The organism is Proteiniphilum sp. LBM24028 (assembly GCF_056629195.1).
Map to the genome: position 1 here is coordinate 472,656 of NZ_CM152817.1, position 12,893 is coordinate 485,548.

General features: G+C 48.7%; 9 protein-coding genes. All 9 read right to left on the reverse strand.

Annotated elements, in window-relative coordinates:
- Positions 1-22 precede the first annotated feature (22 nt).
- Positions 23-1,843 carry a V-type ATP synthase subunit I gene (locus AC1HCU_RS01825; protein WP_480368319.1) on the reverse strand — a complete coding sequence of 607 codons (1,821 nt, stop codon included), beginning with the start codon at positions 1,841-1,843 and terminating at the stop codon, positions 23-25.
- Positions 1,837-2,451: a V-type ATP synthase subunit D gene (locus AC1HCU_RS01830; protein ID WP_480368323.1), complete on the reverse strand. Its 615-nt coding sequence runs from the start codon at positions 2,449-2,451 to the stop codon at positions 1,837-1,839. Before AC1HCU_RS01830 ends, AC1HCU_RS01825 begins: the two co-directional genes overlap by 7 nt.
- Before the next feature lie 3 nt (positions 2,452-2,454).
- On the reverse strand, positions 2,455-3,771 hold the full coding sequence (locus tag AC1HCU_RS01835; protein ID WP_480371006.1) for a V-type ATP synthase subunit B: 1,317 nt from the start codon (positions 3,769-3,771) through the stop codon (positions 2,455-2,457).
- 44 nt (positions 3,772-3,815) lie between these two features.
- Positions 3,816-5,579, reverse strand: a complete 1,764-nt coding sequence (locus AC1HCU_RS01840) for a V-type ATP synthase subunit A (protein ID WP_480368326.1) — start codon at positions 5,577-5,579, stop codon at positions 3,816-3,818.
- 103 nt (positions 5,580-5,682) lie between these two features.
- Positions 5,683-6,537, reverse strand: a complete 855-nt coding sequence (locus AC1HCU_RS01845; RefSeq protein WP_480368328.1) for a DUF2764 family protein — start codon at positions 6,535-6,537, stop codon at positions 5,683-5,685.
- Positions 6,538-6,540: 3 nt separating this feature from the next.
- Complete coding sequence (locus tag AC1HCU_RS01850) at positions 6,541-7,134, reverse strand: hypothetical protein (protein ID WP_480368330.1); 594 nt, start codon at positions 7,132-7,134, stop codon at positions 6,541-6,543.
- 216 nt (positions 7,135-7,350) lie between these two features.
- Positions 7,351-8,694, reverse strand: coding sequence for a TolC family protein (locus AC1HCU_RS01855; RefSeq protein WP_480368333.1), 1,344 nt, complete (start codon positions 8,692-8,694; stop codon positions 7,351-7,353).
- Positions 8,687-11,746: an efflux RND transporter permease subunit gene (locus tag AC1HCU_RS01860; protein WP_480368335.1), complete on the reverse strand. Its 3,060-nt coding sequence runs from the start codon at positions 11,744-11,746 to the stop codon at positions 8,687-8,689. Before AC1HCU_RS01860 ends, AC1HCU_RS01855 begins: the two co-directional genes overlap by 8 nt.
- 5 nt (positions 11,747-11,751) lie before the next feature.
- Entirely contained in the window at positions 11,752-12,858 is a 1,107-nt protein-coding gene (locus AC1HCU_RS01865) for an efflux RND transporter periplasmic adaptor subunit (protein WP_480368338.1), read from the reverse strand.
- Positions 12,859-12,893: the final 35 nt, after the last annotated feature.

The following is a 12,893-nucleotide window of genomic DNA, read 5'->3' on the forward strand; positions in this document are numbered from 1 at the left end:
ATTTATTGTTTGATTGTTTTGTTCATGATTCCCTGAAAGGAGTATATTTCTTTCCACCGCCGCTAAATTCGGCATTCTTGTAAAACTCTACGAAGGTGAGTCGCACCGGATGCACAATGGCACCCAGCACATTCATGAAAATATTGATGGCATGGCCGGCCAAAAAGATCAGAATGGCGATTATTGGACCGGCGATGGCATTGTCGGGACTCATCCCCGCAGCCAGGCTGTTGAAGACACTGGCCAGGATACCACCCGAGAGACCGAGTGCAAATAGTCGCACGTAAGACAACACGTCGCCAAGTAGTCCGGTAGCCATATTGTAGGTATCCCACAGTCCTAGGCCCAGGTTCACCGCCGGATTCTTTCCGGGCGAATTGAAGAAGTAGATGAGTATGGCCGAGAGCCCCATCACTACCAGATGCAGCAGTCCTCCCATCGGCATCAGGGCCGGAAGCAGGTAGGCAACGATGACGCTGGACAGTAAGATGATCCAGCCGATGGTGGATATGGCATGAGCCAGCCCAAACTGTTTGATGCGATTGGCTGCTTTCAGGCACATCCCGAAAAGTATTTGTATAACTCCCAGTACGAGCGATAGCACAAACATCTGGTTATTATCGAAGTATGCTTTCTCCTTCAATGCCTGGGAGACAGGATTATCCAGGTCATAGACCGCAAATCCGAAAAATCCTCCCGTGAGCAGGCCTGCCACCATGGTGGAGGCACCCAATACCTGCACCAGTGAGAGAACGGTTTTTACACTCGCCGACAGCTTTTTTTTCTGAATAAACTTCACAAGGGTAGCCACGATAACCAGGAATAAGCCATACCCGATATCACCTAGCGACAGGCCGAAGAAAAGCATGTAAAAGGGTGCAAAGTAGGGTGTGAGGTCTATTTCATTGTATTTCGGCAACATATATAATTCGGCTACCGGTTCAAATAGCCGGAAGAAGCCGTTGTTGCGAAACTTAATGGGTACATCATCCTCCGGCATCGGATCGGATACCTCGAACCAGGCATCCTTCGATTCCATGTAAGAGACAATCTCAGCTGTATTCTCCGCGGGAGCCCACCCTTGAAGGAGCATCAGCTTCTCATCGGCCAGCGGCGTGGCACTCTGTGATACTTTTTGAAAGATTATCCGTGCTTCCAGCGCATTCAAGGCAGCTTCCACGGAAGGAAGATCGTCCGCGAGCTTTTGCAGTGCTTTCTCCTGCATGTCTATTTTCTCCCGGAGAGAACAGATCAACTGGTCGAGTGCGGAAAGCGACACATCGGGCAGCCTGATCTCTTCCAGGTCAAGCAGATCACTCATCTGCGCGGTGTGGTTGATCGTCATGAAGTAGGTTTTCGACGATTCCTTTTGGAGCACAACTGCGTCGTGGATGGTTTCCCAATCCGGATTGTATTTGTTATCGGGTGAGATGAAAAAGTGTACCTGGTAGCCTGCCCGTCTGAGACGGTGGATATTTTCAGGATCGAAATCACCCCAGGGTCTCAGTGCTTCCCGCTCCTTCACTGCTACCTGCAGCTGTTGGTTAAGGGAGGATTTTTGCTGTTCTATGGCCTCAATGGACATAGGAATCTTCTTCCCGAGTTCCACATCTGGTACATTGCATGCCGTCGTGGTCTTTTTATCCCTGTTTTTCTTTAGTGCCTTTATTGCTTCACCCAGTTTCTTTGCTTCGACCATGAACTGTTGCAGGCTCTCTTCATCGGCTTCGGTACGATCCTGCTCCACCACATGGATCATCCCCAGGTCGCGAAGGTCGTGAAGAAACCGGTCATACTCCTTGTGAAAAGCCAGGAAGGTGAACTTTTTCATTTGTGCTACCATATGTTGTCAGCCTCCTTTCTTCGTTGTTCCTGATGGGTACGCATGATCTTCTGTGATGATTTGGAGAGGTTCTCCTCGTCCTCGAGATAACGTTTTATTTTGAGAATTGCCTCCTGATAACCCGGTATCTGCACCTTCTCGAAGAGGTTTACTTTCTGGGTGGTTTTCTTGCGGGCATGCTCTATGCGGCTCAGGCGGATAAGATGAAAATCGTGGCGTATGCCTGTTTCAGCGAGTCCTTCCAGTGTCTTTACACCGTCGAGAAACCATTTGGGCCGGTTAAACAGGCTGAAGGGTTTCAGCTCGAATTCCACTCCTTCGAGTACAGGGATTACCACACCCGCAATCTTTTTCCTGGAGAGACGCACATCTTTCACGCTAATCAGCGTAGGATCGAACTCCATCCACATTCCCATCATCTTGTCGTATGATCGTACCTGTGCCTCAAGCTCTCTTTCCAGGGATTCTATTTCTTCTTTGGCTTTCCTGACCTCCATGCGTAGCGCAGTCTCCTTGTTTTGCAACGTAGGAAGCGCACGTTCACGCACACTCAGTTGTTTTTCGAGTTGCTGACGGGAAGTTTTGTTATATTGAAATCTGATCGCCATGTTTTATTTCCAGTACTTATCCACCATCTCCTGTTTCATATTTACTTCTGTCGGCTTGAAATGTGCCGAAAGCAGCTCCCACGTTTTATCGAGCATCTCCACGGAATTCAGGTTGACGTCGATAGCCATAAGCTGCCTTGAGTAATCTTTTGCAAACGAAAGCGTACGCTGGTCGTAGTCGGTGAGGTCGAAGCCGTTCTCCTGTTTGGTCTTCGCATTGGCAGCGTCAGCATAGAGGCGCACTGCAGCGTTCATCACCTGAGGGTGATCTTCGCGTGTTTTCTTACCCTGTACCAGCTGCTTCAGGCGGGAGAGCGAACGGAACGGATCCACGATCACCTTGCCCACATCGCTGTCCAGACGCAGGAATAACTGTCCTTCGGTAATATATCCCGTATTGTCGGGTACGGCATGGGTGATGTCACCTCCCGAGAGAGTGGTCACTGCCAGGATGGTGATGGAGCCACCTGAAGGGAACTGGGCCGCCTTCTCGTAAATCTTGGCCAGGTCGGAATAGAGCGACCCTGGCATGGAATCCTTCGAGGGAATCTGATCCATGCGGTTCGATACGATGGAGAGTGCGTCGGCATAGGAGGACATGTCGGTGAGCAGTACCAGCACCTTTTCGTTTTTGTCTACAGCAAAATATTCGGCCGCCGTGAGCGCCATATCAGGCACCAGCAGCCGTTCTACGGCGGGATCCTCGGTAGTGTTCATAAATGAGATGATACGATCGAGTGCACCAGCGTTACTAAAGACGTTCTTGAAGTAGAGGTAATCGTCATTGGTCATTCCCATGCCGCCGAGAATGATCTTGTCGGCCTGGGCACGCAGTGCCACAGTCGCCATCACCTGGTTAAAGGGCTGGTCGGGATCTGCGAAAAAGGGAATCTTCTGACCAGATACAAGCGTGTTGTTAAGGTCGATCCCCGCGATACCAGTGGCGATAAGCTCCGAGGGCTGTTTGCGTCGCACAGGATTGACGGAAGGACCGCCGATGGCCCTTTCTTCTCCTTCGGGAGCCGGTCCTCCGTCGATGGGATCACCATAAGCGTTGAAAAAACGACCCGCCAGCTGATCACTCACCTTGAGGGAGGGCGATTTTCCCATAAATATCACTTCGGCATTGGTGGGGACACCTTCGGTGCCTTCGAAAATCTGCAATGTCACATCATCGTCCATGATCTTTACCACCTGCGCCAACCGCCCTTCCACCGTGGCCAGTTCATCATACCCCACCTGAGTGGCTTTCACCGAACAGGTGGCCTTGGTGATCTGGGTAATTTGCGTATATATTTTTTGAAATGCTTTTGCCATTATACCTTGATTTTATAGTTCACTTCGTTCGTGTTATTACCAAATTACTACCGGACAACCGCCGAGTTTTTTTTTGTCAGTTCTCGTAATTGTGTTTGATATTGGTTGAATTTTTCAGATTTGAACTCGGCATAGTTCATCTGTCGGCCGATGTTAATCAGTTCCTTAAAAAAGGTGGCAACCTGGTTGAAGTTGTCGAATTCAAAATCGGTGCGGCATACATCCACAACCATATCCAGAATATTTTTCTGGCGTTCAATGGGGGTGACCGCATCCACCTCGTCGAAAGCATCCTGCTGTAGTACGATGAAATCGATCAGCTCCGATTTCCAGAAGGTGATATGATATTCCACAGGTACACCGTCGTCGCCCAGGATATTGATCTGTTCGGCGATCTCCTTGCCGCGCAGAAGGCGTGTTTTTATTTCGCTTACCTTCTCTGTCCAGTCCTCGGCGATATGATCTGAAATATATTTTTCAAACTCCGGATATTCGAAATACTTGGAGTATGATTCTATCGGGTTAATGGCGGGATAACGCTTTTTGTCGGCCCGCTCCTGCTCCAGCGCATAAAAGCAACGTGCCACCTTCTTGGTGTTCTCAGTCACCGGCTCCTTGAGGTTTCCTCCGGCAGGTGATACTGTACCAATAAAGGTGATTGAGCCCTCTGCACCATTATTCAGCTTCACATGCCCGGCACGGCCGTAAAAGTTGGAAATGGTCGCCGACAGGTCCATCGGAAAAGCGTCGGGACCCGGTAATTCTTCCAGTCGGTTACTCATCTCACGTAGCGCCTGTGCCCAGCGGGAGGTGGAGTCGGCCATCAGCAATACTTTCAATCCCATGGAACGGTAATACTCACCGATGGTCATTGCCGTATATACAGATGCTTCACGGGCGGCAACCGGCATATTGGAAGTGTTTGCCACGATGATGGTACGTTCCATCAGCTTGCGGCCCGTGTGCGGATCTACCAGTTCAGGGAACTCGGTAAAGATCTCAACCACCTCGTTGGCACGCTCACCGCAGGCAGCGATGATCACGATGTCGGCCTCCGCCTGTTTGGAAATGGCATGTTGTAGTACCGTCTTCCCCGTTCCGAAGGCACCCGGAATAAATCCTGTTCCTCCTTCCACGATGGGATTCAGCGTGTCAATTGAACGTACGCCGGTTTCCAGCAGCTTAAAAGGCCGGGGTTTTTCCTTGTATTCAGTGATTGCCACCTTCACCGGCCAGCGTTGTACCATATTGATTTCGGTCTCATTGCCTTCGCGGTCTGTTACCACAGCCACGGTGGTGAATATATTGTAATCCCCTTCGTCAACGATGCTTTTTATGGTATAGTTGCCCTTCATCGCAAAGGGGACCATAATCTTGTGGGGTTGAAAGTTTTCATCCACCTCACCCAGCCAGGAGCCAGCCGTAACATTGTCTCCCACCTTTGCCAGCGGCTTGAGGTGCCACAATTTCTCCTTATCCAGCGGGAAGGTGTAGTCTCCTCTTTTCAGGAATACCCCCTCCATCTTGTCAAGGTCGTTTTCCAGGCCGTCGAGATTGCGCTGCAGAAGACCCGGACCAAGAATCACCTCAAGCATGTGACCCTGAAATTCCACTTCCGCTCCCACGGTCAGCCCGCGGGTACTTTCAAATACCTGAATGTTGACATTCCGGCCCACCACCTTGATGACCTCTGCCATCAGTTTGGTGCCACCCAGGTCAATGTAAGCGATCTCATTCTGTGCAACAGGTCCATCCACCTCCACAATGACCAGGTTGGATATGATTCCTTTTACTGTTCCTTTTGTTAACATATATAATTTTTTATTCTATCGCTAAAATCGGTCTGATCTGTCACAATTGTCAGAAAGCAGGAATTCTGCTTCATATGGAAGATGTACGACCAGATCGCACTTGTTAAAAATCTTCCGGTAGTTTTGTTTCATTTTTCAGATTTTTGATCAGATCCCGGAAAACACGCTCTCCTTCTTCTGCATTGAGTTGCACCCAGCGCTCCAGTATCTGAAGTTTACAGAGAAAGGCAAAGATGTATTCGATGTTAAAGTAGTCGAAAACGGTATTCTCTTCAAGCCAGTCCCAGCGGAACTTATCAAGCCTGCGTTCACGATCGTATATATCGGGCTCTTCGGAAATCCGGAGTAGCGTATCGAAGTACTCCAGCTCGCGGGAAAGGCCGAAATCACGTGTATGAGCATTTTCGCGAATCGTACGTGCCGGCTTGTTGTTGCCCACGATATATTTTGCCACATCCATCCCATACTTGCGGGCATACACGGCAGTAAGCAAATTCCCAATGTTCAGGTTGAGCTCAAACCACCTCGACATTAGACTATTTTTTATCTCCATGCCGTAGTCCATATAGAGGGAAGAAAGCATGTCTTCCCAAAGATGGCCTCCTTCATGTGGATTTTCCTCTCCCAACCATCTTTTGATATAATCTTCGAAGTAGGGAGGTATTTTTGAACCCTTGAGCGGAAGCTCTTCCTTTACTTTTGAAACTATATCGAGTATTTCCTCACGGGAAAGTCTACCCTTCAGGTTGAAGGACGCGTTTCTGTCTTTCAACAAGTTAAGCAGGTTGTTATTGTCGTACTTCAGAAAATATCTGTTCAAAAGTTTCCTGTCGTCCTGCTTTAATACTTCGTTCAGCATCTCCATAAACTCCTCCGCGGTAAAGGGAAGCTTCATGCTGTCGAATGAGAAATCGGGCAGTCCGGCAACAAAATAATAATATTGGTTTTTGAAGAGCATATGTTAAACCTGAAAAAGCAGTTTTTGGATAGCGGGACGCAGGAACTCCTTGAAGTAGGCGATGAATTCGGCCTCGCCGAACTTTACTTTATAGGAACCATCTGCGGGTGAAAGGATAAAGCCCGTTTCGAGGCCGTTCACCGATTCAATATTTAAGCCCTCATCCAGTAATTTTTTCGCGTTGGAAGCTATGTAAGACTCCAGTGAGGCAGCATCGCTGGTAGCGATTGTTAATTTTCCGTTTTCTGCCCAGTTTTTCACCAGCTCCACAATCAGTTCCTGCATGAATGACTTGTCGGCAGTGGCTGCCTTTACGTTCATGGTGGCCAGCTTGTCGGTTACCAGATTGGTAATTTCCGATTTGAGCGCTTCTGATGATTGGGTTGCATAAAGTTTCAACTCCGCTTCGGTATGTTTCTTTAATTCTGCGGCTTCTTTTTCTGCTGCAGAGATAATTTCTCCTGCTTTTGCCTTTGCCTCGTTCAATATCTGTACTTTCACAGCGTTGGCTTCTGCAATAATTTTACCGGCCTCCTCCCTGCCCTTTTCCACTCCTTCGGAATAGAGTTTGGAGGTGAGTTCCTGAATTTTGTCCATAGTATGTATTATGTTTTTGTCGTTCGGCTTCTGATTGGAAAATCCTGTTGGAAATTTTAAACCCTGTCTGCTGATTTTTAAGTGAGTTTAAACATATACAAAGTTACAAAAAAGAAAGTATATCTTTCCCTTTTTATGCGTTTTTTTGAATAGATGGAGCTCTTCACCTATGGGAGCGGGCAGGAGACTTTTGGAATAATTGATAATGCTCCATTTTTACCTGTTGCTGATGTCATTTTCAAGATATGATATCACATTGCCACTGATCTGGAGAAGTGATATTTCAAATAACTTGGTATTATATTGAGCAGTCAGAAGACGCTGTTCTGCCTCCAGTAGGCTGTTCTGTGCTTCCCTGAGTTCGAGTCCCGACAAATCACCGATTTTATAGCGTTCTATGGCGATTTCGTAGTTTAATTCTGCGTTAATGAGACTTTCCAGCTCCAGGCTGGTCAATTCAATATTATTCTGATAGGCAATCCACATCCCGGCGAAATCGCTTTGCAGTGCCAGTTTGTGCTGCTCTACCCTGAGCCCGCTGTTTTGGATGGATAATCTCGCGTTTTTCTGTTCCCGTTTACGGTTGAAACCGTCGAAGAGGGTAAATCCTAGTGTCATCCCCACTGTAGGTCCCCAGTTGCGTTGTCGTTCGAGTGTGCCGCGGTTGTAGTTATAGTGTGTAAAGCCATAGCCTCCATTCAGACGCAGATAAGGATAGTTACGGCTTTGCAGACTTTTGAGTTCCAGTTCGCTCAACCGCTTGTTCATTTCTGTGAGAAGCAGGCCGGTGTTATGCCGCAAGGTGGCATCGATCAGTTGTTCCTTTGATAGGGACGGGTTGAACCGGATGGTAGTATCACTTGCGGTAAAAAAGCGGTTTACGTCGCCACCCATCATCTCATTCAACAGAATACGGGAACGGTGAAGAGTTTCATATTGTTGAATCAGCAGAGAGCTGTCGGCATTGAAGTAAACACGAGCCTGCTGCAGGTCGAGCCGTGAGAGTGAGCCCACCTGGTAGCGGGCTTCCACAATCCGCAACCGCTCCCTGGAAAGAGCCACTGCATATTTGAGATTGCCCAGGCGCAACTGCTGTTGCACATAATTATAATATTCCGCCGTGAGATCCGCAATGAAATTTTCCACTGCCATACGGATGTTTAGTTCACCGGCCGTTTGCAGCTCCTGCAGACGTTTGTAGTTGGTCTGTACACGAAATCCCTCAAAGAGCGTCCAGTTGAGGTTTACTCCTGCATCGGTAGTGCCCGTGGCTGCATTTCGTGTCTGTACTGTCTCTCCATTTTCAGCGGGAAACTGGTCACTATTGCTGCTGCGCAGGTTGTAACCGGCATTGAGTGACACTTCCGGAAGAAATCCGGCGTTACCCGGTGTGACGTTGTTGTTAGCGATCCTTGCTTCGTTGCGGGTAATCTGCAATCCGTAATTGTTTTCCAATCCTGTTCGCAGACATTCCTGCAGACTCATCACCTCCTGCGACAGCACGAGGGAGGGAAGCAGGAGCCAGACAAATAATCCTGTTTTTATTATTCGTTTATACATTGCGCAATTTTTCTTCTTTTTTCTTCTTTTCTTTGACTTCCCTGTCGGTAGAGAAATAGATGTACATCACCGGAACCACGAAAAGAGTGAGCAGCGTGGATGTCAGCAAACCTCCCACCACGGCAGTACCCATGGCAATGCGGCCATTGGCACCCTCCCCGCTGGCAAACATCAGCGGCAATAGGCCGAGCACCGTGGAGATGCTTGTCATGAGAATGGGTCGTAAGCGTTGCAGGGAGGCTTCAATGATTGCTTTCTGTTTGTTGAGTCCTGCCTGTTGTCGCTGGTTGGCAAACTCTACCATGAGAATGCCATTCTTGGTAACCAGCCCGATCAGCATGATGATACCAATCTGGCTGTAGATGTTCATGGTCACACCGAACATCCACATGAACAGAAGGGCTCCGAAGAGTGCCATGGGCACGGTGAACATGATCACAAAAGGATCTTTGAAGCTTTCAAACTGAGCAGCCATAACCAGAAAGATTAAAATGATTGCAAGTCCGAAGGCAAACAATAGACTCGATGAGCTCTCCCTGAAGTTTCTCGATTCACCTTCAAGCGCTGTCCTGAAACTCTCGTCGAGTACATCTGCCGCAATGCGGTCCATCTCTTCCAGTCCTTCCCCCAACGAATAACCCGGAGCAAGACCCGCGGATATAGTGGCCGAATTGAAACGGTTGTATCGATAAAGCTGTGGAGGTGCTACCGACTCTTCCAGCTTTACCAGATTGTCCATCTGGATCATCTGTCTGTTGTTGTTTTTGATGTAAATGGTTTTCAGGTCTACCGGTGTATTACGCTGCTGACGGTTTATTTCTCCCAGTATCTGATATTGCTTGCCATTCATGTAGAAGTAGCCCATCCGTTGCCCACTCAGGGCATATTGCAGTGTCTGCCCGATGTCGCGGGTGCTTACCCCCAGCAAGGCCGCCTTGTCACGATCAATGATGATTCTGGTTTCGGGCTTTGTGAATTTCAAATCCACATCGGCCATCTGAAAGTAAGGACTTTGATTTACCTTTTCCATAAAGGGAGGAATGAATTCTTGTAACTTCTCTATATTGGGTGCCTGCAGCACATATTGTATTGGCATGCCTGAACGACGTCCGCCGAAGGTGGACTGCTGCTGCACGAATGCACGCGCAGCCGTTTCATCGCGCACACCGCGTGCTAGCTTAGCGGCGATCTCCATCTGGCTTTGTTCTCTGTCACTGATGTCGGGCAGCACCAGACGTACTATGCTGAAGTTACTGCGGGTAAATATAATATTCGATTCTCTCTCGGGAACAATTGAGTCGGCAATGGCCGAGATGCGGTCGGTGTAATCCCGTACAAACTCAAAGGTGGCCCCTTCGGGTGCGGAACTGCGGATTATCACCTGAGAACGGTCCTCAAGTGGTGCCATCTCGGAGGGAAGAATATTCCAGAGCAGTACGATCAACAGGGTCGAGATAATCAGAATGGGCAGGACAAGCCATTTGTGACGGAGAAACGAATGAAGTCCTTTTTCATAAAAACGGTTCATTCCGGAAAAGAAAATCTCGGTTTTTTCGTAGAATCTGTTTTTCTTCCTTCTTCGGTTCAGCAGCTTGGAAGAGAGCATGGGTACGAATGAGAGGGCCACAAAGGAAGATATGATTACTGCTCCCGATATCACAATGCTGAATTCACGGAACAACCTCCCTGTCATCCCTTCAAGGAATACAATCGGAAAGAAAATGGCCACCAGCGTGACGGTGGTTGATATCACAGCAAAGAAGATCTCCTTGGAGCCGGCAATGGATGCTTCCGTGGGATCCATTCCCGACTCTACCTTCTGGAAGATGTTCTCGGTTACTACAATCGCATCGTCCACCACAAGACCCACAGCGAGCACTACGGCGAGCATCGACAAGACGTTGATTGAAAAGCCGGCGAGATACATCACAAAGAAAATACCAATGAGGGATATGGGAATTACTACCGCCGGAATCAGGGTAACCCGCCAGTTTCGCAAAAAGACAAAGATGATGAAGACCACCAGGATAAAAGCAATGATTACTGTTGTCTGTACTTCCGAAATGGAGGCCCGGATGAATTTTGTGTTGTCGAAAGCCACATCGAGAATCACATCTTCCGGGAGGTCTTTTTTCATCTGGTCCATGCGCACCCTTACCTCATCGGCAATGTTGATATGATTGGCTCCCGGTTGTGGGATGATTACACAACTCACCATCGGTACGCCGTTCCTGCGGAGAATGTTTTGCCTGTCGGCCGCATCCAGTTCCGCATAACCCACATCTTTGAAACGAACAATACGGAAATTATCCTCAATCAGAATAAGATTGTTAAAATCTTCAGGTGTCTGCATCAACCCCATGGTACGGATCGATTGCTCTATGTGGTCGCCCTCGATGCTACCCGCAGGCAACTCCACATTTTCCCTGTCGAGGGCGTTCTTGATATCCATGGGTGTGACATTGTAGGCAGCCATTCGAAGCGGATCGAGCCAAAGTCGCATGGCATATCGGTACTCGCCCCATATCTCCACCGCACTTACGTTAGAGATGGTCTGCAGGCGTTCCTTCACGGTGAGGTCGGTGATCTCCGACAGCTCCAGTAGTGATCGGAGCGGACTCTGAACGGTAATCTGCATGATCGGATCGGAGTCGGCATCAGCTTTGGAAACCGTTGGCGGATCAGTGTCGCGCGGCAGGTAACGCTGGGCAATAGATACCTTATCCCGTACGTCATTTGCTGCAGTCTCCATGTCGACGCTCAACTCAAACTCCACAGTGATACGTGAGCTGCCCTGGCTGCTGCGGCTCACAAGTGAACGGATCCCGGGGATGCCGTTGATATTCTGCTCAAGAGGTTCGGTAATCTGGTTCTCGATCACCTCGGCATTTGCACCGGGGTAGGAGACGTATACTGTGATGACGGGATTATCTACGCTGGGAAACTCGCGTACCGGCAGGTTTGTATATCCAATGAGGCCAAAGATGATGATGACCAACACCATCACCGTAGCCAGTACCGGCCGTTTGATGCTAAGTTCAGAAAAATTCATACGATTTAATCTGCATTGTTAGAAACCATTTGGTCTATTCTTACCGGCATACCGCTGCGAAGCTGCATCACGCCGGTAGTCAGCAACGTGTCACCTACGGAGAGTCCGTTTACAACCTCCACCGAGGAAGAGGTGCGCATGCCTGTGATAATCTCCACCTCTTTTGCTCTCCCGCTTTTATAGACATAGGTAATGTCTCGTCCCATCTCCTTCACTGTGGAGATGCTCGGTATCACGATGGCATTGTCAATCTGGTCCAGCTTGATGCGTATACCGGCCGACTGGCCCGGTTTTATTTTTCCGTCGGCATTTGCGTAACGTGCCCGGGCAAACAGGCTGAGTGTCTGTACATCGAGACGTGACTCCACGGCATAGACCGATGCATTGTATACCTCCAGATTATTCTCTACCGTGAAGGTAATCTCTGTTCCCGGTCTGATCATATTCACAAAATTTTGGGTGAGGGAGAACTCGATCTTGAGAGGTGATATCTTAGTTAAGCTGGCCACCACCACGGAAGGTGAAGCATAGGTACCTTCACTCACCTGGCGTAGACCTATCATGCCACTGAAAGGTGCCCGCAGCTCTGTTTGGCGGATACGTGCCTTCACCAGTTCAATCTCGGCTTTGAGGGTTTCCAGCTGGGTGAACACGGACTGATATGTTTCCTGACTGATAGCATCTTTTTCCAGCAGGGTCTGTTGCCGGAACAGACGATCTTGGGCCAGCGGCAACTGCGCTTCCAGCTTTTTGAGTTCAGCCTGCAAGGGAGCATCATTCACCTTTGCCAAGAGGGTGCCCTCCTGTACAAATGTTCCTTCGCTGAAATAAATATGGGTAATCTTTCCGGACGACTCAAATGTCAGGTCTACCTCCTCATCGGGCAGCAGTACACCAGTAATACGAAACAGGTTATTCAATGTCTGGGGTTGCAGAATGGTCGCATTGACAGCCAGCTCTGTCCGTCCGGCTATGCCGGCTGTGGTGCGTTGACCCGAAGCAACCTTACGGTCGTCTGAGGCAAAACGCTGTTTGATTGTCGGAAAAAAGGCCATACCCAGTATCAAAACAGCAATAGAGCTGAAAACAATAATTTTGCTTTTTTTATTCATGTGATAAAAGAAATTTGCCCAAATTTACCCATTTA